This window comes from uncultured Pontibacter sp. (assembly GCF_947499215.1).
In the GTDB taxonomy this organism is placed as follows: Bacteria; Bacteroidota; Bacteroidia; order Cytophagales; family Hymenobacteraceae; genus Pontibacter.
The window spans coordinates 532105-556270 of record NZ_CANMNI010000003.1 but is presented as its reverse complement, the minus strand read 5'-3'; the positions used below and the strand labels follow the sequence as shown (position 1 = coordinate 556270).

Below are 24166 nucleotides of genomic sequence, written 5' to 3'. Positions count from 1 at the left end.
CCCCATATCAAACAATTAATAATTTTTCATGTAGTTCTATTTCATACTCTGAAAAGCGATTTTTAATAAAATGAGCAGGATTTCCACCTACTATTGAATATGGCTTAACATCCTTTACAATAACAGAACCTGCTGCAACTATTGCCCCCTTACCTATTCGCACTCCAGCAATTATAATAGCTCCATGTCCAATCCAAACATCATCTTCAATAACTGTTTGATATGAATCTCCTCTAGGATTATTCCATATAGATGATCCTATAAAATTGAAAGTGTGATCATCACGGCCAACAAACGCTACATTCTGCGCAACAAGTATGGAATTTCCAAAAATTATATTACAATTTATTATACAGCCTTCGCCAAATTGTACTTTATTTCCAAAAACAACACGTTTATGTGGAGACCATATTTTAGTACTAAAAGGAATCCGTAGGAAACCATTTACTTTGGCATATGGTGCTTTAAAAAGTATAACTAATCTTGTGCGCAGAGTATTAAATGGTTGTCTTACGAGATGAGTAATGTTTGACCTTCCAGGCCTAATATTATTAACTTTTCTCGTAATCATTTCCTAACTCTATTAATAATTTCATTTAGTAACATTGTTCGGCCTTTTTTGCTTTTCATTAATTTTAACCTAAAACTTAATTTATGATAAAATGAAAAATATTTTAAAAATTCATAATTAATTTCATCATCGCTAATAGGCACTTCAAAATTAAAAGCTCTAGAAAAATCTTCATCTAGACTACTTTGATAAGTATTGATTCCCACACAATGTGTAGCATTTTCTACATGTCCTATGTTTGAGACTTTAGATTTAAAAGGGAAAACACAAAGTCTATCATTTAAATAGTGACTAAGTACCCATCTAATATACCAAGAATTATTCAATCCCTCTAGTGATGCGATTAGCATACCTTCAACATCAGCACCACATTTTTTTTTGAAAAGATTAAGATTTAACTCCTTTGTAGTTATCAAGTTTCTTAGCTTCTGTTTATTGAAAACTTCTGGATTCCACCTATTTTGCCATGTCGCCCAGCCCCAAGGGAAAGTTCTCGTATGAAAATAAACACTGGTAAAAGCTTGATTAACATTAATATCTAAGGAGTAGCCACTTATTGATTGCACCCTATTATTGCATTTATAGTAAATAAGAGCTTGATTCATGAAATCTAAAAAATTAGGAGTTGTTACCAAATCATCTTCTAACACGATTATGCTATAATGATTCTGCAAAACTTGACTGATACCGTCTATAACTGAGTCAGCTAAACCTTTATTTCTATTCCATTCAATTATATGAATTTCTTTAAAACCTGTAATAGTCTTGACATATTCACGCACGTGCTGTACTTTAACATAATCTTGACTAGATTTAGGACCATCAGATATAATATATAATTGGCTTTCAGATGCTAAAAAGTTATTGCTTAAAGCCTGTACAGTTTTTTTAGTTTCTGTTAGCCTGCTATATACAAACAGAACTATTGGTGCTAAAGACATATTTTGATTAATAACTATTATTAATAAACTATAAATCACAAAGTTGAAACTGTATTAATTACCAAAATCCAATAAAATAAATTCTACTAATATTATTATAAACCCAAGCTCCATTCAATAATTTATATAGAAACCAGGGCAAAAGGAATAAAAATATAATAGAAAAACTCATTAATGGATATAAACGAACTATTTTAATATCTACCAAAGATAAAAACAGATAAATACTTAGAGGTAATAAGGAATAGAAATAAAATGAAAATCGAAGAGAAATTTCTGTATTTCCATGATTAATTGCTATAAAAAACAACAAAACAATACTTATAAAAAATAATATATATGAGTTTTTTATATTGATTGAATATTCTTTCCAAAAAATATAAAATATCACAACTATAAATATAAACATTATATAACTAGAAATATTTAAAGACTCTAAATCCACAAACTGCTTATCAATATTTTGAAGTCTAGTTATCCCATAATCCAAAAAAACATTATTAAAACTTAAGTTACCTAAGATCAAAGGGAATTTAATAAAAATTGTAATAATTAAAAATGTAATAACTATTGCAATGTATAACTTAAATCTAGCACCATTAGTAATTTTAATTATATAAATGAGACCAAAAATGACTGAAGATGTATGTATCAACATTGAACTAATAAAATAAGAATATTTATTTTTGGCATAAAAGACAAACTCAACTGTTAAAATCAGAAGAATTGACATAGCAAGAAATTGCCTTATTAAGTGAGCTGAAAGTGAAAAAATATTAGGGAATAGGAATAGTATAAAAATGGCGATGAAAAGATAAACATTTGATGATTTCAATAATGAATGACATCTAATTAATGCATGACACATAAATGTATATCCTATAGTAGTTGTGGCTACTATATAAATGTCAAAATTTCCAAAAAACAGGTAATAAGCAATATAATTATATAAGAAGAAAAATGGCTCTTTATTCATAGAATAAATATATTCTATGAAAGTCATATTTTCTACATTGATAAAGCTATCATAATAATTTAAGAAATCACTATCGAGAACCTTACCTGAGTTTATGATCCCAATCAACAAACTCATTAATACACAAAAAAAGTAATAATCTAATTCATTAGTTTTTTTAAGAAAAAAACTAATGAAACTAAAAGTTACTCCTGCAAGAGGAGATATTATAAATAGAATAATAGATAAAGCCCTATTCAATTTCTTAACCAGTAAATAATTTCCTCTACGATACTTTAATATAATACATAAAATCACCTCATAAATTAGCCCAGTCTAGGTGCTATTACCTTATGATAATAGAATGACATAATTCCAAAAAATATTAAATGAAATGTAACTGAACTGACTACTAAAGCTTCAGCACCTAATAATAACTCTGTATATATAAGACTCCATGATAATGCTATTATGCCGAAATCCCTAATTATTCTAAAAACCAGCATAATCCAATTCTTACCGAATGATAAATAAGCCTGAGTATAAATATTTGATAAACTAGATATTACAGCACTTAATAGTGATATTATCAATATCTTCTCCAAATGCCCCTCAAATTCATTCCCATAGAAAAAGCTAACCAAAGGTTCTCTTAAGAAAAAAATTACTAAAAATGGTATAACAGTAAATATCAAATTTATGATAAGAGTTGTATACAATACCTCTTGATGTTTTCTGCTATCATTAGAATATCCTGACATGTGAGAGAGAATAACATTTCTTAAGATTGCAGGAATAAATAAAATAATTCCAGCCCACTGTACTGCTGCTGAGTATATCCCTATTTCTCCATAATTAGAGGATTTGATTAGTAAAAATATCAGTAGCCAAGAAGAAAAAGAATATGTTATTTCCTGAAAAGCAATAGGAACAGTAAACTTTGCTATATCCCTTAGCAATGCTTTATCTATAATAAAACTTGATTTTATAGAAACTCGCTTGTTTAGCTCTTTAAAATTAAGATACCAATTAATAATTTGAGTTAATAAAAAAGCTAAAATTGAACCTTCAAGTCTCCAAAAAAAGGTAAATGCCACTCCTAAAATAAATGCTATGAAGCCTACAATAGTATTAATTCTAGAAATTGCCTTGAAGGCTCCAAATCCTGACAAGATACCAATTTGTGCAGTAGTCAATGAATTAAATATAACCCAGATGGCAACAATTTTTATTGAACTTTTTAATTGAGGTGCTTCTAAAATTTGATCAGTAAAAACCTCAGAAAAAATGATTAGTAGAGTTGCAGTAAACGTACTAATCAGAAATGTAATCCTAAGAATATAAGAAGATATCTTGGAGATTCTTTCTAGATTACTTTCTTTATTACTAGCAATGAACTTAGTAGCTGTATAGCCAAGTCCCACTGTAGAAAGTACAGCTAAATTTATTAGCGTGTGTTGGACTGCTCCATATTGTCCATACAACTCTTTACCCAGTATACGGGCAACTATTATTGCACCTAATAAGCTCATTATTTTGGCAATAACGTTACCCCCTAAAGCCCATATGGAATCCTGTAGAAAAGTATTTTTTGAAATCTTATCACTTAACTGTGAAACTTTAAGCATTTAGATTTTCATTTATTAATGTTATACTAATTTAAAATTAGGAACACAGGCCTGCTTGATGCCGATGCCGAAGTAGGCGAAGCCCTTCTCCTCCATCTCCTTGGCGTCGTAGATGTTTCTGCCGTCAAAGACGACCTTCTCCTTCAAAAGCTTGCTCACCACGGCGAAGTTCGGGGAGCGGAACTCGGGCCACTCGGTCACCAGCAGCAGCGCGTCGGCGTCTATCAGGGTCTCGTACTCGTCCTTGCCGTACTCGATCGAGTCGCCGAGCGAGTGCTTGGCCTCCTTCATGGCCACCGGGTCGTAGGCCTTCACCTTCGCACCACGCTCGAGCAGCTTCTCGATGATCACCAGCGAGGGGGCCTCGCGCATGTCGTCGGTCTTGGGCTTGAAGGAGAGTCCCCACACGGCAAACGTCTTACCCGACAGGTCGCCGTTGTAGTAGTTGCTTATCTTGTTGAAGAGAACGGACTTCTGCTTCTCGTTCACCGTCTCCACCGACTTCAATACCTCCATCTGGTAGCCGTTCTCGGAGGCCGTCTTGATCAGGGCCTTCACGTCCTTGGGGAAGCAGGAGCCGCCGTAGCCGATGCCCGGGTAGATGAACTTGTTGCCGATGCGGGCGTCCGAGCCGATGCCCTTGCGGACCATGTTCACGTCGGCGCCCATGATCTCGCACAGGTTGGCGATGTCGTTCATGAACGAGATCTTAGTGGCCAGCATGGCGTTGGCCGCGTACTTGGTCATCTCGGCCGAGGGGATGTCCATGAAAATCAAGGGGTGTCCGTTCATCAGGAACGGCTTGTAGAGCTTGCTCATCACCTGCTCGGCGCGCTCGGCGTCCACCCCCACCACGATGCGGTCGGGCTTGAGGAAGTCGTCGATGGCGGCCCCCTCCTTCAGAAACTCGGGATTGGAGGCCACGTCGAAGGCGATGTCGGCGCCGCGCGCCTCGAGCTCCTCGCGGATGGCGCGGCGCACCTTGGCGGCCGTGCCCACCGGCACGGTGCTCTTGGTCACCACCACCAGATAGTCGGTCATGGAGCGGCCGATCTCGCGGGCCACGGCCAGCACGTACTTCAGGTCGGCCGAGCCGTCCTCACCCGGAGGCGTGCCCACGGCGATGAAGGCCACTTGGCAGCCCTGCACGCTGGCGGCAAGGTCGGTGGAGAAGCTGAGGCGCTCCTTCTGTGCGTTGCGCGTCACCATCTCCTCCAGTCCCGGCTCGTATATGGGCAGGATGCCCTGCTTGAGGTTCTCTATCTTCTTCTCGTCGATGTCGATGCAGGTCACGTCGATGCCCACCTCGGCAAAGCAGGTGCCCGTCACAAGACCGACGTAGCCAGTGCCTACTACAGCTATTCTCATAGGTAAATATTATTAAGCTTTAGCTGAAATTCTTTTCCTCCAATTCTTTGGCTCCGTTTCTCCATAACCATATCCATAAGCATAGCCATACCCATAGCCATTTTCCTTTTTGGCATCATTTAATATAATCATTGGGTGTTTAAGCTTATCTGTCTTATAAATATCATCTATGATTTCTACCTGATTTTTGCGGGTATAGCCATATCGAATAATATAGACACTGGAATTAGCATAAGGTGCAATTGTAAAGGCATCCGCAACTTGGCCTACTGGAGCAGTGTCTATCAGTATATAATCAAAACTATCTTTCAACTCTTCCAGCAGAAATTGTACTTTAGAGCTTAGCATCAGTTCAGCTGGATTAGGGGGTATTGGACCTGAACCTATGGCATACAAGCCTGGCACTTCTTGTACTGGCGTCAAAATGTCACTCACTGAAAGTTTATCAGTAATGATAAAATTAGTGATCCCTACTTCATTTGAAAGTCCGATATCCTGCATCAAGCGGGGTTTGCGCAAATCAAAATTCACCAGCACCACACGCTTTCCTGTTAAAGCTAAACTAGCCCCCAAATTAATACTAAAAAAAGTCTTCCCCTCTCCGCTCATACTCGATGTTACCAAAATCACTTTATTCTCTTTGCCTACTGTAGAGAACTGTAAATTGGTGCGCACCAGTCGGAAAAGCTCAGTTACGGCACTACGGCTGTTCTCTTTTACCACTAGTTTTTCAGGATAGTCACTATGTGAAATCTCTCCTAACACTGGAGTAGCTGTAGCTTGTTTTACTTCATGTAGTGTTTCTACCTTATCATTAAATAAATCGCGCACATAGACAAAGGCTAATGGCAGACCCAGCCCCAATAAGATTGCCAATATATAAATCAATTGCTTCTTAGGCTTCACGGGTAAGTCACTCGCCATGGCTGGATCCAGCACCCGAGAAATTGAAACTGCCGCCGCTAAGGAAACGGCTGACTCCTCTCGTTTTTGCAGGAGGTACAGGTATAAGCCTTGCTTAATTCCCTGCTGCCGCTGAATTTCCAACAACTCCCGTTCAATAGAAGGTACTTGTTGTATCCTGTTTTCAAACTGAGCCATGCTGGCCTTTAGATTATTGCGCGTAATCGTCAAGCCCCTTTTAATATTGGTCAGGTTCTCCACAATATTCGCTCGCAGGTTAGCTAACTGGTCAGTAATATTCAATACCAGTACATTGGTAGACTGCGTAGTCAGGAGCAGTCGCTCCCGCTCCAGTTGCAGTTCATTAAATTTAGTAATCAACCCTACCAAGGTGGGGTCTTGTATGCTCAGCGCACTGGGCACCAATTGGTAATTCTGCCCATTATCGCGCAGATATTTTTCAATGGAATTAAGAACCTCTAATTGTATTTCAAATTCTGCTAACTGTTTGTTGTATTCGCTAGCGCTCTTTACATATAATTCAGCTTCAGAACTGACATCGGTTAGCTCATTCTGGCGCTTGTAGGCTTCAACCTCCTTTTCTACATCCGTTAGCTCATCCGTCAGAAACTTAAGGCGCTCATCTATAAATTCAATGGTGTTCGATGCGATTAGGTTTTTGTCCTCTACAGCCTCCTTGTTATAGAGCTCCACCAGTTTATTAACAATATCCTTGCCTTTATCTTGTACAGGGTCTGTTATGCTGATCCAAAGTACACTGGCATTTTTATTAACCGGACTAATCAACAGCAGTTGCTGGTAATGATTTGCTAATTTTCGGATATCATGGAATTTTACAATAATATTGTATGGGGAAAAAGTATTACCTGCCACAACTGTAAAAGTCGCATAGGACCTCCTAAGTTCTTGACCAAACTTATGCTCTGATCGAACAATATCGCCAACTTCATTTACTTCTTCCAATAGAAACCTATTGTCTCCTTTCATTTGGATCACAATAGTCTTGTCAAAAGCAGCTGAATCAAGTTTAGTGACTATAACTTTTAAAGGCAGGTCTTTGCCATAAATTTCTCTATCGCTAAAACGCCCGTCTGTAAAATAACTAACCTGGAGGGAGAGATCACTTAACACGCGCTGCATTAGGCTGACTGCGTTGAGAACTTCTATTTCATTATCGACTATTTTGCCAGATTGAAATAAATCGAGATCTCCTAGCGCCGTACCGCCTAATAAATCAGCCCCCTTCTTATCATCTCGAATAAGCACCTTACTTTTAATAGTATACTCTGGGGTAGCATAGCGCAGGTATAAGAATGCCAAGGTCAGAGCCATTACGACACCCAAGGCAAAAAAATACCAGTAGCGCACATATTTATAAAGTATCGCTTTCAAGTTTATCTCCTCTACCTGCCCGTTTTGAAACGCATATACAGGTCGCTGAGATTCAGGAGTTCCTTTTTCTGCCATGATAAATGATAATTAAAATATGCGGGTAGCAACTACGATCAGTAGCGAGGTTACTGAAGCAATGATTGAAATAGTGCGGGTATTAGTACTTGCCTGTACCTGCTTCATTTTATCAGGCTCTACATATACCACATCATTCTGTTGTAAATAGAAATAAGGCGAGTTCAACACATTCTTATTGTTTAGGTTTAAGCGGGTCATTTTACGAACGCCACCCTCCTCTCTTATAACAAGTACATTTTCGCGCTTGCCAAAAGCAGTCATATCACCGGCCATCCCTAATGCTTCAAGTATATTAATCTTTTGCGTAGGTACAGTAAAAGTAGCAGGGCGGTTTACTTCACCTACAACGGTGATCTTATAATTTAAGAAGCGGATGTTAATGATCGGATCTTTGAGGTGAGGCTGTAAATCTTTCGTAAACTTCTCAATGGCCTCGTTACGGGTCAAACCAGTCAACTGTACCTTACCAAGCACGGGAAAGTTAACAAAACCGTTTTCATCTACCAGATACCCTTCACGGTAGAGGTTATTGGTAGTGCCAGAACTGATGTTATAATTTGATATCGTACCCATTGAGACGCTCTCTCCTCTGTTAAAAAGGGCATTGGCCTCTGGGCTGGGACTAGTCACCGAAATACTTAAAAGATCATCCGGCTGAATCTTCACCACACTGCTGTTCTGGATGTTCTCTGAATAATCGGCGGCTTCCTGCAGATCACTAAAATAAGCCAAGTTGCGATGGGTGCAAGACACGAAGCAAAGAAGGGCAATCAGGTAAATAAATTTTATCTTCATTAGTATAAGGCTATCATCTCATAAAAGCCACACAAGCAATGCAACCTTTATCTAGACAAAAACGTAATTCATGGATTTGCAAAATTGCATAAAATATTCTGTCTAAAGAAGTATAAACATCAAAATACTTTTACTACAACTCAGTTTATTCAAAGAATAGTTTTGATGCTATATTAAAAAGAGGAAGGCAGTCTGACCATTATAGTCAGACTGCCTTCCTCTTTTTAATAAGATACTAAATTTTACTTACCTCTACGGAAGCTGTATCTGCGCTTTGTAGAAATAGTATACATCATGTTAACACTAGCGCTTAAGTAGGCATCATTACCACCAGTTAGGCCTCCACTCTTTTGCAAGTTATCAAGGTAATCTGTTGTCGTGTAGTTCAGTGTTAATTCTGGAGCAAAGCTTACGCGGCTAGAATAGTTGATGCGAAGCCCACCACCTACAGGAATAACCGCAGCGAATCCTGAATTGTCAGACGCAGTAGAGGAAGAGGCGCTATAATAAAGCAAACCGACACCACCCTTTACATAAGGCACTACCAAACGGAGCAAGCCAGAGCTGTAAGGTCCGCGAGAAGGCAAGTAGCTATCCAATAGGTTAACTACTACTGAACCAGATACTTCTGCTACGTTAGCGCTAAATAGCAGATCAAGATTCTGACGCTGATAAAGATCTGAGTTAAAACCAGCATAGTTCAAATTGCCACGCAAAGCGACATAAGGTGAAACTTGGTACATTGCGCCAAATCCCAAAGTCGGTCCTACACCGTTTTGCTGTAGCATATTTCCCAAACCATCGCTAAAGCCATTCGTACGGTTATCGCTGTTCATCACAGTTAAGCCAACACCGCCCATGATGGAGAACTTTTCTGACCTTTTGAAATAGCGGTAAGAACTTGACTTCTTACGATTAGGCTGGAAGCGTTGCGCCATTACTTCGTCGACAGTGCTGATAAAAAGGCAAAGGATGGCTCCTAGAATGAATAATTTATTTCTCATGATATCGTAACAGTAATGGATTTACCGTCTTTAGTTGAAATACATTTTGGTACAATGATACATATTATATCCAATATATTTCAAGCTTTAGCACAAGAAATACAAAAAAACTATTTAAGCCGCTGTGGGCTACAACGGCTTAAATAGGCATAAGTATTTGATTTCATGAGGCTTAAAACCGATCGATGTTTGCTAACCCGCAACAGCATCTAATTGTGTTGTTTGCACCTGTTTTGGAGTGGCATCTCCTATGGGATTCAACTGCTTAATCACCCTTGCAGGGTTGCCTACGGCCACGCAGTTGTCTGGTATGTCCTTCACCACAACAGAGCCGGCACCGATGCGCACATTGTTACCGATGCGCACCTCCCCGATGATGCAGACATTAGAGCCCAGCTCCACGTTGTTGCCGATAATAGGTGAACCGGAGTAGCTGCCGTCTTCGAATCGAATATTGCCCAAGGTGGTGGAGTGGCGGAAAAAGCAGTTCTCCCCGATCACAGAGCAGCCGTTCACGACCAAGGCCTGTCCGTGGCCCAGAAAGAAGTTTTTGCCCACAGTGGTCCAGTGCGGCAGTTCAATACACATGAACCACTCTACGAGCACTTTGTAAAACATCAGATAAGGCAGCCAGAGAATGCGGAAAAAGGTATTGAATGAAGCAGGGTGAGCGGCACGGAACAGCACCATCACAAGGCGACCTTTGAGGTTTCCTTTGTTGGCGTTCCAGTCCTGAAACACATAAGATAGAGGAGACATAAGCTTGTATTGATTTTTGTTTCGCATACGCTGTGTTGCGGCGCAGCGTTGCAGAATTCAATACTATTCTGACTTCTTCTTTATAGCGCCATACAGCACCGGACTGAAAAAATGCAGGTTCTCGAGCAGGCAGACCATTCCGTAGAACTTCTCCGGATCCACCTCCGGTTCCTCCGCCATGATCGCCACCAAGGCGTCCAAGGTATAGGTATAGCGCGCATCAAACTCTTCTTGTGTCATGTCTTTTCCTGTGCAAGTTTATCCTGTGCTATAACTACAATAGTAGGAATTTAATTTCACCGCCTCGCTGGCCCTTCCCTAAAAACAGGGGAGAGAGTGTGCACGATTAACCCACCCCAGCCCGTCTGAGGAGGGGAATTCTAGTGCGGAAGAGTCCCCCTTTGAAGGTAAGGCCTGTTAAGTTCTAGCAAAAACTATCCCCTTGAGGGGATTATAGGGGTGTAAAGCTGGTTGTGAAAGCCTTATGCTAAACGACAACACCCCTCTGGCTCCCCTCAAGGGGAGAATCTGGCTATCACTATATATGACTGTTTTGCCAAGAATGAGCGATATAATTTAGAACTTAACGGCCTTACCTTCAAAGGGGGCAGGGGATGACAATCGTGCACACTCCCTCCCCTGCCTTAGTCGAAGGGCTGGGGGGAGGTAAAACATTCCCACCCCCCTTACGCTATAACCATATTATCATTTCATTAACACAAATTACACAAAACTATGAGTATCAAACTTAAACCATTGAAAGAGCAGGTGATCGTGATCACGGGGGCTTCTAGCGGAATCGGACTGGCGACTGCCTTTGCGGCGGCTGAAAAAGGCGCGCGACTGGTGCTGGCGGCTCGTAATGAGCGGGCACTGCAGGAGATCGCACAGGAGATAAACGAAAGAGGCGGCGAGGCTATACCTGTGCGGGCGGACGTGGGCCGTCAGCAGGATGTGCAGCGCATCGCCGACGCGGCCCTCTCCCACTTCGGCGGCTTCGACACATGGATAAACGATGCGGGGGTGTCGATCTACGGCAGACTGCTCGAAGTAAGCGACGACGACAACCGCCGCATGTTCGACACCAATTTCTGGGGACTGGTATACGGCTCACAGATGGCGGCCATGCACCTTCGCAACCGGGGCGGCGCGATCATCAACCTCGGCAGCGTGCTTTCTGACACAGCCATCCCGATGCAGGGCATGTACAGCGCTTCCAAGCACGCCGTGAAAGGCTTTACCGATGCGCTCCGTATTGAGCTGGAGGAGGAAGGCGCACCGGTATCGGTTACACTGATCAAGCCGGCTGCCATCAACACGCCATACCCTGACCATGCCAAGAATTACACGAATCACAAACTCACGTTGCCACCACCGGTGTACGAACCAGAGGAGGTTGTCAATGCCATTCTATACGCAGCCACACACCAGAAGCGCGACATCATGGTAGGCGGTGGCGGTAAGTTCATGAGCCTGACCAACAAACTGGTGCCCGGCCTCATGGACCTCTCCAGCGAAAAGCTGATGACCGACCAGCAGTTACTCGACGAGCCCGCCCGTCACCGGGAAGGCGCTTTATACCAGCCCGGCGAAGGCGGACGCATACACGGCCGCATCAAAGACACAATGCCGACCAGCATGTATACCCGTGCCGTAACCAACCCTGTGATAGCAGGAGCCGTGGTAGCCGCAGCCGGTGCCGCCGCTCTCGCCCTCATGGGCAAAAAGCGTGACAACAATCAGTATAAAAAAGCCAACGAAAAACCAGATATGGCAAAACCGGAGATGGTGGAGGTTGTGGAGATCGTCGAAGTGAATGAGACGCCACTTCCGCCGCAAAGGCCGATTTAATTGTTGATTGTAAATAGTTGAATTATTGAATCGCTATAAACGCAAAACAAAAAAAGCCCCGGGTTGAATGATCCGGGGCTTTTTTTGTTTTGCGTTCTTGTTGAGGCGGCACAAAATTTCAGTTTCGCACTAGTGTCGAACTGTCCCCTTGAAGGTAGGGTCGTATTATTCTTCAAAACTATCCCCTTGAGGACAAGTGAGAACGTGAGTTCGAAACTTGCGACCATAGGTCAACAGGTTGTGTTTGGTTCTCCAAAACTATCCCCTTGAGGGGATTATAGGGGTGTCTACACCTGCGAAGAATTACAGCTAGCAAGGGTATTAGATGTTTTCCTTTTGATAGTAACACCCCTCTGAGAGCTACGCTCGATACCTTCGAACTCTCGTTCTCGGTAGTCCTCAAGGGGAGAATTCGCAGGGATAAAACACCCCTATGGTCCCCTCAAGGGGACAGTTTCTTATTCTACAAGGCCAAATTGCGCTCTGCCAAACCTGTGGCATTTCAAATGTACCAACCTTAGCTTCATATAAATATAATACAATTAAATTCTTACTTAAAGCTTATTTCAACAAACCTTACCTTCCAACAAAAAAGTTAAACAAATCGCACTCTAAACTGTTTATAAGAACTTGTAGTCTTCAAACATAGAAAATTCGATGGATTTCATATTTATAATTACTAAATCACTATATCAAAAAAAACCAAATCTCGTTGAATGATATAGGAGACTGCGCTGTTGTCAAGAAAGCAAAGAGCTGGTGCTGTGTCGTTTGGATCGTGGGGCTGAAAAATTTATTTAGAATGTTCCCTGCCAAATTGATGTATAACCACCGGTTTTGCACTTATATTTGCAGGCTTTTTACTGGGTTAGCTTACTTTTTTGAATTATATGTTTGAAACGCTTCTTTATACCTTTCTTCTGAGTATCTCCCCTTTCGGTGAAGCGCGGGCAGGCATACCCTTTGCCATTTTAAACAATGTGCATTTTATTCTGGCTTTCCTGATCGGCACCGTGGCCAACACCATGGTATTCCCCCTGTTCATGTGGCTGATCGACACCTTCAGTCAGAAGTTCTGGCCTTTTAAAGCCTATAAGAAAGGCGTGATCTTCCTGTCGAAGCGCGCGAAAAAGATCGCCGGCGACAATGTTAAGAAGCACGGTTTCTGGGGTTTGATGGTTTTCGTGATGATCCCACTGCCGGGCACCGGCGCTTACATGGGCACCATCGCCGCCAACATCTTCAAGATCGAACGCAAAAAAGCCTTCCTAGCCATCAGCCTCGGCGTTATCATTTCCTCCATCTTCATGGCCGTAGCCACCCACTTAGGCAACATCGGCGTAGAGAAGCTTTCGTTTTTGTAGGACGGTTAACCCAACCACCCCTAGCCCCTCCTTGTCTAAGGCGGGGAACTTTACCTGCTGAAGAGACTGCTTATCTTAGCATAGTTTCCATCCGTATGAAATTGATAATTCACGACAGAGCAGGCGTAACCGGACTGTCCCCTTGAGGGGACCATAGGGGTGTTACTCATGGTGAATGCTTCATATGAAAAAGAACACGATAATACCTTATAGAGAGGATCTGAAGGAAAAGGCTAGGGAACTCAGAAAAAACAGTACGCTCTCCGAGATTCTATTCTGGCAGGAAGTCAAGGAGCGAAAACTGATGGGGTATCAATTTCACAGGCAGGTACCCATGTTAGATTTTATCGTGGATTTCTACTGCCACAAGCTGCAATTGGCAATTGAGATAGATGGGGACAGTCATGACTACAACTTTGACTATGACACGAAGCGTCAGTCTGAACTGGAACGCTATGGGGTGCAGTTCTTAAGGTTTGATGACATGGAGATCAAGAAAAACATGCAAAACGTGTTGCGGACACTGGAGCATTGGATAAGTGAAAGGAAGTAATTTCCCCTGCTAACGACTACACCCCTATAATCCCCTCAAGGGGATAGTTTTCACTATTGTGATCATTCCCCTCCTTTTCTGGGGTAAACTCCCCCTCCTGTTTCGGGGTAGGGGCCCTCGTTAAAAGGAGGGGGCCGGGGGGAGGTTGCACCACAAATTTGCGTAATTTTACCCCATGACGCTCAAACGATTTACGCTTTACAGTTTTCTTTTCCTGCTTTTGCTTTTGGTAGTAGCCAGCTGCAGTTTCATGAGCCTTTCTCCGCAGTTTGGGGCTGAGGCGAAGGGGCAGCGATTAGAAGCCATAGAAGCTTCGCCAAACTATGAGGAGGGGGTGTTTCAAAACCCGGTGCCGACGAACATGGACATTGGCTTTAAGGGCTATGTGAAGATGATCAACTCCCGGCTCTTTAACAAAGTGGAAAACCAAGTACCGGATTGGATTATTCCGGTGGAGAAGCTGAATCCGAAGCAACTCGATACCCCGCAGGACACGGCTACCGTGCTCACATGGTTTGGGCACTCCACTTTCCTGATCGAAATAGACAGCAAGCGCTTGCTCGTTGACCCTATGTTAGGGGACCGCGCCTCCCCCATCAGTTTCTTGGGTCCGAAGCGTTTTTCTGACTCCCTGCCCATCGACCTAGACGAGCTCCCCTTCATCGACGCCATCCTCGTTTCGCATGACCATTACGATCACCTCGACTACGGCTCCATCCAAAAACTAAATGAAAAGACCGGGCACTTTTATGTGACCTTGGGAGTGGGGGCGCACTTGGAGCGCTGGGGCGTGCCTGCCGAGAAGATTACCGAGCTGGACTGGTGGGACGAGGCAACCTTGGGCAGTCTGACCTTTGCGGCTACCCCAGCTAGACATTTCTCCGGACGCGGCTTTTCGGATCGCATGAAAACGCTCTGGGCTTCTTGGGTGATCAAAGGCCGACAGGACCGCATCTTCTTCAGCGGCGACTCCGGTTACTTTGACGGTTTTAAAGAGATCGGGGAGAAATACGGTCCTTTTGATATTACGCTCATGGAGTGCGGACAGTACAACGAGCTGTGGCCTTACATCCACATGATGCCGGAGCAAACCGTACAGGCGCACCTCGACCTAAGAGGCAAGGTGCTCATGCCGATCCACTGGGCGGGTTTTGCGCTGGCGATGCACAGCTGGACCGACCCGATCGAGCGGGTCACCAAAAAGGCGCAGGAGCTTGACGTGAACATGACCACGCCGCGCATCGGGGAGCCCATCATCCTGCACAGGCGCATACCTGTGAGCCACTGGTGGGAATAATCCCGGCTTTTGATTCTCCCGGAAACACAGCAGCCTCCTTCGCAGTATTGCTTTATAGGTATAGCTTGAACAAAATCACTTGTGAAAAAGAATACAGAGACCACCCCGACCGACAAACCGAAGCGCCTGTTTGACTGCATCGACTACCAGCTGGCGCAATTTCCGCTGGACGATATGCTGGCTGCCAAGGAGCAGGGCGAATGGCGCAGGTATAGCACCGCCGAGGTAAAAGACAAGGTGAACCGCATCAGCGCCGCCCTGCTGGAGCTGGGTATAGCCAAAGGCGACGGCACAGCCGAGGGCCGAGACAAGATCGCCATCTTGAGTCCGAACTGTCCGGAGTGGATGCTCGTGGACATGGCCATACAGCAGATCGGTGCGATCTCGGTGCCGGTATACCCGACCATCAACCCTTCGGAGCTTGAGTTCATCTTGAAAGACGCAGCTGTGAAGATGGTCTTTACGGGCAATGAGTCGCTATACCACAAGGTACAGCAAATGCGCTCCTACCTGCCGCAGCTGCAGGCGGTCTATAACTTTAAACACGTCGACAATGCTCCGCTATGGACCGAACTGCTGACCGAGCCCAAGCCTGAAACTGCTCGACAGGTCACCCAGCTGCGCGACGCGGTGGGTGAGCACGAACTGGCTACCATCCTTTATACCTCCGGCACTACCGGTACGCCCAAAGGCGTGATGCTCTCGCACTACAACATTCTCAGCAATGTGTTCGGCAGTGCGCTCATCATACAGGAGGTCGGGGTGTTTCGCAAAAAGGCCATCAGCTTTCTGCCGCTCAACCACGCTTTCGAGCGCATGGCCACCTACTGCTATTTTTACAGTGGCGTGTCCATTTATTATGCTGAGGGTATGGAATCGATCGCCGGCAATTTGCGGGAGGTAAAACCGACGATTTTCACGACGGTGCCGCGCCTGCTTGAGAAGGTATACGAAGGCATTGTGGCCAAAGGCTCAGAGCTGAAAGGCAACAAGAAGAAGCTCTTCTTCTGGGCGCTGAATTTGGCGGAGCAGTTTGAAATCAATAAACCGATGCCGCTGAGCTACCGTCTGCAATTGGCCATAGCCGACCGGCTGGTGTTCAGCAAATGGCGTCATGCGCTGGGTGGCGAGGTGAAGTCAATTATAACGGGGGCGGCCGCCTGTCAGGTGCGACTCCTGAAGATCTTCACCGCTGCCAAAATCGTGATACAGGAAGGCTATGGACTGACCGAGGCCTCCCCTATCATCAGTGGCAACCGTTACCCGGAGCATAACCGCATGTTCGGCACGGTGGGTCCGCTGCTCGAAGGGGTGGAAGTGAAAATTGCCAAAGACGGGGAGATTCTCTGCAAAGGTCCCAACGTGATGATGGGCTATTACAAGCGCTCTGACCTGACCGCCGAGGTGATCGACGCGGAGGGTTGGCTGCATACCGGCGACATCGGCACGATAGTAGACGGCAAGTTCCTGAAGATAACGGATCGTAAGAAAGAGCTCTTTAAGACAAGCGGCGGTAAGTACGTAGCACCGCAGCCTATCGAAAACAAGATGGTGGAAAGTAACTGGATCGAGCAGATCATGGTAGTGGGCGAAACGCAGAAGTACGTCGGCGCCCTCATTGTGCCGGCTTTCACCAAGCTCCGCGAGTGGTACAGTAACCAAGGCAAGACCTACCCCGGCAATGAAGCCGTCTTAGACGACAAAGATGTCTGGCAGATGATAAAGGAAGCCGTGAACCAGTACAATCTCAACTTCAGCCCTGTGGAACAGGTGAAAAAGTTCGCTCTTCTCCCTTCCGAGTGGACCATAGAAGGCGGCGAGCTCACCCCTACCCTTAAACTGAAGCGGAAGGTGATACTGGAGAAATACCAAGGCCTGATCGGCTCCCTGTATACCTAGGCGGGCTGTGGAAGTTATAACGGAAACTGTCCTCTTGAGGGTAGGGTCGTTTCATTCTCGAAGATTATCCCCTTGAGGATTAGTGAGAATGCGAGTTCAAAACTTGTCCTCAAGGGGAGAATTCGCAAAAACGAAGACTATCCCCTTGAGGGGATTATAGGGGTGTTCATCAGGCCAGCACTCACCCAATGTAGTAGCGACAAAGCAAAACAACAGCCTCCAACACCCCTATGGTCCCCTCAAGGGGACAGTTTTTCCTAGAACATACCCTCCCAAGCTTCGACCTCACGTTCTCATTTACCCTCAAGGGGACTTTCCTCACCTAAGCATCCTCAATATTTACCCGCGCGCACGGTAACAGCTTACTGGGTTTCACAACCCTCTGCTTTATCCGGAAGTATGTATGGGTATGGAAAACTCTGATGAAGTGCTGGAAGAAGCAGGCACTGTATTGCCCGACCCCAAGACGCTCGTGCCAACTACGCTGAAAAAAGCGAATGTCCTGTTTATGGGTACTGTCGAGAATGGCTATTTTAATCCCGTGCCGGATCTGAAGGAAAGTCCCCCGCGTTGGAAGCCGGGACTTTACAGCATTGCGGAAGGAAAATGGCCATCCCCTAACCTCTCCGCCGACCTCGTGGACCTGAATCCTTACAACGGCCGCTCCATCTTGGTCATCGCCTCAGACTGGAACGAAGAGGTGATCAGCGAGGCTCGCATTTTTGGCGTGCTGGACAAGGTGGCCTGCGATGTGATCCAGAAGTTTGCCTATGAGCACATGCAGGACAGGGAAGAAGAAATAGCGGTCTACATCTCAGGTATAGGCAACTAGCTTTTGATAGAGCAGTTGGGTCGTTTATAACACGAGCAGGGTGTTGGTGCCGCCATATTCATTGGGCGCCTCTCCGTCAGCATCCGGGTCATTTCGCCATTCGGTACCATCTACTAGGTATTTAAACTCGTGCTGGGTATGGCGCGGAAGTGTTTGCACGCTTTCAAAGGTGCCGTCCTTTTTCTTGCTCATCTTAATCGGATTACCCCAATCGTTGTTAAGGCCGACTATCTCCACTTTATCTGCGTGCTCTAAGCTGATCGTGAATTTGACTTTGCACTGGTCTTTGGTTTTCAAGTAGGTTTTATGGATCATCTTTCTAGTTTTTCCTATGATGTAAGGTATATAATGGTTTGCGCTGGTAGAATCTGTTACGTTCCTTTCAGCAGTTTACATTTACTCCAACACGGCAAATTTTGTTATCCCTTACTTAAATATGGTTTTTCCACTGTTGCCTTTCCTGCGTAAAGTATTTGTACCAGCACGCATCTATACCTATGGACAAAGACAAAGCATTACGTGAACATGTAGCAAACCTACTGCGGGGCGGACAGACTTATCAGCCTATAGCGAAACTGCTTCGAGGGCTAAAGGCAGAAGAGGCCGGCAGAAACATTGAGGGCCTCCCCTATACCATCTGGCAGCAGCTCGAACACCTGCGCTTCGCCCTCTACGACATCCTAGACTTCAGCCGCAACCCGGACTACGAGGAGCCTACTTGGCCCGACGACTACTGGCCCAAGGAGAAGGCCCCTGCCGATCAGGCGGCACTTGACGCCAGTCTTGCATCGATCAGTCAAGGTGTGGAAGAGATGATTGCGCTCGTGGAGGACACGCAGCAGGATCTATACGCGGCCTTCCCGCACGGCAATGGGCAGACGCTACTCCGCGAAGCAATGCTCGTAGCCGAGCATAACGCCTACCATGTGGGGCAAGTGATGGTGATGCGGCGGATTTTGGGCAATTGGGAGTAGTACAGGCCGGGTCCAACCACCCCTAACCCCTCCTTGTCTAAGGCGGGGAATTTCACTTACTGAAGCAGCTGTTTATCTGGGTATAGCTTTCATCCGTATGAAATTGATAATTCACGACAGAGCAGGCGTAACCGGACTGTCCCCTTGAGGGGACCATAGGGGTGTTACACATGGTGAGTACTTCATATGAAAAAGAACACGATAATACCTTATAGAGAGGATCTGAAGGAAAAGGCTAGGGAACTCAGAAAAAACAGTACGCTATCTGAGATTCTATTCTGGCAGGAAGTAAAGGAGCGAAAACTGATGGGGTATCAATTTCACAGGCAGGTACCCATGTTAGATTTTATCGTGGATTTCTACTGCCACGAGCTGCAATTGGCAATTGAGATAGATGGGGACAGTCATGACTACAACTTTGACTATGACACGAAGCGTCAGTCTGAACTGGAACGCTATGGGGTGCAGTTCTTAAGGTTTGATGACATGGAGATCAAGAAAAACATGCAAAACGTGTTGCGGACACTGGAGCATTGGATAAGTGAAAGGAAGTAATTTCCCCTGCTAACGAATACACCCCTATAATCCCCTCAAGGGGATAGTTTTCACTGTAATACAAACTCCCCCGCCTTAGACGAGTCGAAGATCCCGGACTTGTTTCGGCAAAAGGGGTTAGGGGTAGTTGGACCCGGCATTGGATAAAATCTCAAACTCTCTAAATCCCCAACTCTTAAACTAGCCCCGGTCCCACTCCACTTCCGGAAACACCACCTCCAGCTGCTGCTTAAGCTTTGGATAGTCCGATGCCCAGAAACTTTCAAGCTCAGGCACAGCTTTGATCAGCTTTAAATCGGGTGTAAGCAGGTGCAGTTCTACCGTCATTTCGCCTTCATCCACTGTCGGGCTCTGCTCCCAGCCGAGCACATCCTGCAGGCGTATCTCCAGCTTGGGTTGCGTGCCGTTGGACTGGTAGAATACCTCAATCGATGAACCGTCTGGCAAGTCCAGCGTTGGCGGGGCCAACACGTCTAACCGCGACCGTTTGCCGGCGTCCAAGAACTTCTCCAAGATCGGCAACAGTTCGATGGCCAGCAGATCGTCTGGCTCTTCCACGTCGTACAGGTAGGTGCGCAGCCAGTCCCAGTTGGTCATGAGGAGGGTGGGCGTGCTCACGTCGGGCCAGCTTTCCTCCGGACGCCACTTACGCAGGCTCAACACGCGGTTCTGCCACTGGGTCACTTCCTCGTTAAAGTCCAGCAGGTGCTCGCCCTCCCGTTTGATGGCTTCGGAAATGGCAGGAACCAAGTACTTCTCATCGGGTGGTGGAAGCGGTTTGCTTTGCAAAACGATGCTGCCGATGCGCGTGTCGAGGGAGGCGGTTAGCTCGCCGTCGTTCACGTCCCAGGTATAGCTTTCCTGCTGCTTGACGAGCGGGGCCAAGTCGCGCGGATTGAGCGGCGAGGCTAGGAAAATGCGGCCCGGGTTGTCGCCGGTACCAGCGTGCAGATGCGCGATGGCAAGCCATGGCTCATGCGCCAGTTCGTCGCGGTGACCGGCGGAGGCAAACTGACCGCTGGCCAGCTGAAACTGCGCGTTGTTGCCGGGACGGGCGTAGGCGATGCGCTCCGGGTAGCAATGCGTGAGCAACACGCCGGTCTCGTAGCCGTCGAATTCACCATTCTCCGGCTCCACATTGAACAGCTGCCGGTAGGACTTTGCGACCTTCTCGATCTTGCCAAAACTTTTGCCTTTCCCATGTTCAGCTCTATATCGGCGCAGGGCTTCTATTCTCAGGTTGATGTCGATGCCGGCGTTGCGGTCCAGCGGATCGCGCTCTTCCAAAATAGCGGCAATATCGCTGGCCAGCGGCACTTGGCCGTTTTCCTCTGCTTTAAGCAGCATGTGGGCAATGCGCGGGTGACAAGGCAGCGCGTGCATTTTCTTGCCATGCTCGGTGATGCGGCCATTCTCCAGCGCTTGCAGCTGGTGCAGCATTTCGGTGGCCGATTGCAAAGCGGCACGCGGCGGCGGGTTGAGCCAAGTCAGGCTGCGGATGTCAATGATGCCCCACTGCGCCATATCGAGCACGAGGTTTGACAGGTCTGCTTCCATGATCTCGGGGGTGCGGTGCGGGGCCATGCGCTCCTGCGTGGCCTTGCTCCACATGCGGTAGGCCGTACCGGGGCCCAAACGTCCGGCGCGACCGGCACGCTGGTCGGCGGCGTCTTTGGAGATGCGCACCGTTTCGAGGCGCGACAAACCGGACTTCGGATCGAAGCGGGAGGTTTTACCGAAGCCCGTATCCACCACCACCGTCACGCCTTCTATCGTAAGGCTGGTCTCGGCGATGCTGGTGGCCAGCACCACTTTGCGTTTGCCGTTGCGGTCGGGCATGATGGCGGCGTACTGTTTGCCGAAGGGTAGCATGCCGAACAGCGGATGGATCATGACGCCGCGCATTTGCTTGCGCAGCAGGATCTCCACTTTCCGGATGTCGTTTTCGCCGGGCAGGAACACGAGGATATCCCCTTCCCGCTCCTTGGCCGCCTGTATCACCACTTTGGCCGTCATTTCGGGCAGCATGCGGTCGTCGGCATCGCCAGTATAGAAAGTCTCGACTGGATATTGCCGCCCCATACTTTGCGCCACCGGGGCATTCAGCATTTTGGTGAGCTGCGGCATATCCAAGGTAGCCGACATCACCAGAATGCGCAGGTCCGGCCGTAGCGTGTGCTGCGCCTCCCGGCTCAGGGCCATGGCTACATCGGCATGGATGCTGCGTTCGTGGAATTCATCAAAGATCACAATACCTATACCTGTAAGGGCGCGGTCGCTGTGGATCATGCGGGTGAGGATGCCTTCAGTCACGACCTCGATGCGGGTCTTCACCGAAGTGCGGTTCTCGAAACGGATGCGGTAACCGACGGTCTGGCCTACCTCCTCGCCCAGCAGCTGCGCTAGGCGCTCGGCAATGGTTTTAGCCGCCAGTCGCCGGGGCTCCAGCATAATGATCTTCTGATCTTTCAGCCATATTTCATCAAGTATAGCCAGCGGCAACAAGGTGCTTTTACCGGCTCCGGGAGGGGCGTTTACGATCAGCGTGTTCTGCGCCGCCAGGTGTTCTCTAACGGCAGGTATGATTTCCCGAACGGGTAAGTCTATGGTGAAGGGGTTGAAAGGCAAAGGGAAAGATTTAAGTAAAATATGATGTAGGTATACCTTAGTAACTACCCACAAAGTTAAGCAAAGTCAAGTGAGATTGTATAAGGTGGGGCTATAAGCAAGGAAGTGCCCTTCTTGCCCTTTATGTTTTACCGATACTTGGTATGCCTTTACTAAACATTTGCATACACCGACTCTAAATACATGGATTAAGTATAATTTAATCTTATTAAATGTAAATAATAAACGTATTATTTTAAATACTCCCCCAGTTTGACCCCTGTATTCAAGATCATGGTCAAGCCCTTTTCCCCTCGGAATCAATTCAAAAGCAGCCATCAATTACATTTTAGCATATGAAAACAATCAAAGTAACTATCTCAGTAGCACTAGCTGCACTTATGACATTTTCTTGTCAGGACCAACTGGAGGAAGCGGAAATAGAGCCGCTTGCAGCCTCTTCAGAAAGTTTGTTTCAGGGCAACACGCGGCATGGGCAGTACATGCTATACAAAGCCGAGTACATCACTTCAGGTGAGGGAAAAGAAGCGGGCAATGTAATATACTTCAACGACCGTGGCAAGAAGCATCTCGCTGAAGACTTTGTGGAGGATTATAGCGAAGACGGCACAAGCGACATCACCTATTATGTCGATAACAACAGACCTTCAGAGGACTTAGCTGCGGAGGTTACCGAAGACGCCATAGACAGAGCCATGGACACTTGGGATGACGCAACCTGTTCAAACTTAGGGATGACAAAAGTACCTTATGATGGCAGAGAAACCGGATTTATCGCTGCCCTTTTTGGCTTCGGAGGTAGTTATGGGTATGTAGCGGATATAGTACATTCAGGCTGGCTTCCGGCAGAATTCTTTGACATGATTGTACTAAATGGAAGCGCTAATATTCTTGCCGTAACTTTTACGCTCATTTACATAGATGGATCAGGGAACCCCACAGATATGGACGGAAATGGTAAAGCGGATGTCGCATGGAGGGAAATTTACTACAATGATGCCTTCACTTGGAACGATGGCTATACCTTCGATGTGGAAACAATCGCATTGCATGAAGCAGGACACGGTCTGAGCCAAGGCCACTTCGGTAAAGCATTTGTAACCTTGGAGAATGGCAAACTACATTTCGCTCCACAGGCTATTATGAATGCAGGCTATACAGAAGTACAAACCGAAATCACAGGCACAGACTTGAGCGGCCATTGTAGCAATTGGGCAGACTGGGGTAAGTAAAACAATAGAATTTAGAATAAGCTTATTCACAAGAAACCCTTCCAATCTAATGGAAGGGTTTCTATTTTTTGTAGGCTATACCTGTTTGCCTATCTCACAGCTTACAAAACAAAGCCTACTCCAGTGGTAAAGCTTAGGATATGCGCATTTTGGCCTGCTGTAATACTATATTGCTGTCTGACCGCATAGTAATCGGAAGAGAGCATCAGGGACCAGCGGTCCGCTACTTTTTTACGGTAACCTACTCCGAGCGATGCGCTGATGCGCATATTGTCAGATGTAAAAGCAGAAACTTCTGAAGTAGACTTTTCACGGGTAAATAAACTGCCCAGCCTAACCTTAAAATCTAACGCCGAATCATCTGTCATATTTAGGCTGTACATGGGGCCAATCATCAGCACACCATAGCTCAGCTCAACGCGTGCCGGTACAGTATGCGTGCCTCCATCATGATAAACTCTACTTTCCGCATCAAAAGCATGAGCACCTCCTGCCCACACGCCGGTTATCCCAAAGCCTTTCCCCCACACATAGCCAGCATTTAGCAAAGTCAGATTCAATCCTGT

The 24166-nt window shown here is 46.0% G+C and carries 22 protein-coding genes; 9 read left to right on the top strand and 13 right to left on the bottom strand.

Features of this window, described 5'->3' with window-relative positions:
- Positions 1 to 7: 7 nt before the first annotated feature.
- From Q1A04_RS16270 to Q1A04_RS16225, 10 genes are all read right to left on the bottom strand, one after another.
- Positions 8 to 571: a DapH/DapD/GlmU-related protein gene (locus Q1A04_RS16270; protein WP_299708110.1), complete on the bottom strand. Its 564-nt coding sequence runs from the start codon at positions 569 to 571 to the stop codon at positions 8 to 10.
- Complete coding sequence (locus tag Q1A04_RS16265) at positions 568 to 1512, bottom strand: glycosyltransferase (RefSeq protein WP_299708109.1); 945 nt, start codon at positions 1510 to 1512, stop codon at positions 568 to 570. The genes Q1A04_RS16270 and Q1A04_RS16265 overlap by 4 nt, the downstream gene beginning before the upstream one ends.
- A gap of 58 nt (positions 1513 to 1570) precedes the next feature.
- Entirely contained in the window at positions 1571 to 2728 is a 1158-nt protein-coding gene (locus Q1A04_RS16260; RefSeq protein ID WP_299708107.1) for an EpsG family protein, read from the bottom strand.
- A 65-nt stretch (positions 2729 to 2793) separates the two neighbouring features.
- Positions 2794 to 4095: an oligosaccharide flippase family protein gene (locus Q1A04_RS16255; RefSeq protein WP_299708105.1), complete on the bottom strand. Its 1302-nt coding sequence runs from the start codon at positions 4093 to 4095 to the stop codon at positions 2794 to 2796.
- A 21-nt stretch (positions 4096 to 4116) separates the two neighbouring features.
- Positions 4117 to 5463 carry a UDP-glucose/GDP-mannose dehydrogenase family protein gene (locus Q1A04_RS16250; RefSeq protein ID WP_299708103.1) on the bottom strand — a complete coding sequence of 449 codons (1347 nt, stop codon included), beginning with the start codon at positions 5461 to 5463 and terminating at the stop codon, positions 4117 to 4119.
- 12 nt (positions 5464 to 5475) lie between these two features.
- Positions 5476 to 7854: a tyrosine-protein kinase gene (locus Q1A04_RS16245; protein ID WP_299708101.1), complete on the bottom strand. Its 2379-nt coding sequence runs from the start codon at positions 7852 to 7854 to the stop codon at positions 5476 to 5478.
- 12 nt (positions 7855 to 7866) lie between these two features.
- Entirely contained in the window at positions 7867 to 8652 is a 786-nt protein-coding gene (locus tag Q1A04_RS16240) for a polysaccharide biosynthesis/export family protein (RefSeq protein ID WP_299708099.1), read from the bottom strand.
- Between the two features lie 242 nt (positions 8653 to 8894).
- Entirely contained in the window at positions 8895 to 9656 is a 762-nt protein-coding gene (locus Q1A04_RS16235) for a hypothetical protein (RefSeq protein ID WP_299708097.1), read from the bottom strand.
- 192 nt (positions 9657 to 9848) lie between these two features.
- Positions 9849 to 10415 (bottom strand): serine acetyltransferase, encoded by a 567-nt coding sequence (locus tag Q1A04_RS16230; protein ID WP_299708095.1) that lies wholly within the window; start codon positions 10413 to 10415, stop codon positions 9849 to 9851.
- A gap of 63 nt (positions 10416 to 10478) precedes the next feature.
- On the bottom strand, positions 10479 to 10655 hold the full coding sequence (locus Q1A04_RS16225) for a hypothetical protein (protein ID WP_299708093.1): 177 nt from the start codon (positions 10653 to 10655) through the stop codon (positions 10479 to 10481).
- Positions 10656 to 11150: 495 nt separating this feature from the next.
- Between Q1A04_RS16225 and Q1A04_RS16220 the strand changes: the two genes are divergently transcribed.
- The 6 genes from Q1A04_RS16220 to Q1A04_RS16195 all read left to right on the top strand — a co-directional run bounded on the left by Q1A04_RS16220 (position 11151) and on the right by Q1A04_RS16195 (position 18211).
- On the top strand, positions 11151 to 12266 hold the full coding sequence (locus Q1A04_RS16220) for an SDR family oxidoreductase (RefSeq protein ID WP_299708091.1): 1116 nt from the start codon (positions 11151 to 11153) through the stop codon (positions 12264 to 12266).
- 890 nt (positions 12267 to 13156) lie between these two features.
- On the top strand, positions 13157 to 13630 hold the full coding sequence (locus Q1A04_RS16215; protein WP_299708089.1) for a small multi-drug export protein: 474 nt from the start codon (positions 13157 to 13159) through the stop codon (positions 13628 to 13630).
- A 184-nt stretch (positions 13631 to 13814) separates the two neighbouring features.
- Positions 13815 to 14183, top strand: coding sequence for an endonuclease domain-containing protein (locus Q1A04_RS16210; RefSeq protein WP_299708087.1), 369 nt, complete (start codon positions 13815 to 13817; stop codon positions 14181 to 14183).
- Positions 14184 to 14358: 175 nt separating this feature from the next.
- Complete coding sequence (locus Q1A04_RS16205; protein WP_299708085.1) at positions 14359 to 15480, top strand: MBL fold metallo-hydrolase; 1122 nt, start codon at positions 14359 to 14361, stop codon at positions 15478 to 15480.
- 81 nt (positions 15481 to 15561) lie between these two features.
- Entirely contained in the window at positions 15562 to 17379 is a 1818-nt protein-coding gene (locus Q1A04_RS16200) for a long-chain fatty acid--CoA ligase (protein ID WP_299708083.1), read from the top strand.
- Positions 17380 to 17788: 409 nt separating this feature from the next.
- Positions 17789 to 18211, top strand: coding sequence for a hypothetical protein (locus tag Q1A04_RS16195; RefSeq protein WP_299708081.1), 423 nt, complete (start codon positions 17789 to 17791; stop codon positions 18209 to 18211).
- A gap of 24 nt (positions 18212 to 18235) precedes the next feature.
- On the opposite strand, the gene Q1A04_RS16190 is transcribed toward Q1A04_RS16195, so the two are convergent.
- Complete coding sequence (locus Q1A04_RS16190) at positions 18236 to 18526, bottom strand: isoamylase early set domain-containing protein (protein ID WP_299708079.1); 291 nt, start codon at positions 18524 to 18526, stop codon at positions 18236 to 18238.
- Positions 18527 to 18708: 182 nt separating this feature from the next.
- On the opposite strand from Q1A04_RS16190, the gene Q1A04_RS16185 reads away from it, so the two are divergent.
- A complete protein-coding gene (locus Q1A04_RS16185; protein WP_299708077.1) occupies positions 18709 to 19185 on the top strand; it encodes a DinB family protein in 477 nt (158 codons plus the stop codon).
- A 186-nt stretch (positions 19186 to 19371) separates the two neighbouring features.
- Positions 19372 to 19740: an endonuclease domain-containing protein gene (locus Q1A04_RS16180; protein ID WP_299708075.1), complete on the top strand. Its 369-nt coding sequence runs from the start codon at positions 19372 to 19374 to the stop codon at positions 19738 to 19740.
- Positions 19741 to 19920: 180 nt separating this feature from the next.
- On the opposite strand, the gene hrpB is transcribed toward Q1A04_RS16180, so the two are convergent.
- Positions 19921 to 22368: an ATP-dependent helicase HrpB gene (gene hrpB, locus Q1A04_RS16175; protein ID WP_299708073.1), complete on the bottom strand. Its 2448-nt coding sequence runs from the start codon at positions 22366 to 22368 to the stop codon at positions 19921 to 19923.
- Between the two features lie 335 nt (positions 22369 to 22703).
- Between hrpB and Q1A04_RS16170 the strand changes: the two genes are divergently transcribed.
- Positions 22704 to 23600: a hypothetical protein gene (locus tag Q1A04_RS16170; protein WP_299708071.1), complete on the top strand. Its 897-nt coding sequence runs from the start codon at positions 22704 to 22706 to the stop codon at positions 23598 to 23600.
- A 101-nt stretch (positions 23601 to 23701) separates the two neighbouring features.
- On the opposite strand, the gene Q1A04_RS16165 is transcribed toward Q1A04_RS16170, so the two are convergent.
- Positions 23702 to 24160, bottom strand: coding sequence for a hypothetical protein (locus tag Q1A04_RS16165; protein WP_299708069.1), 459 nt, complete (start codon positions 24158 to 24160; stop codon positions 23702 to 23704).
- Positions 24161 to 24166: the final 6 nt, after the last annotated feature.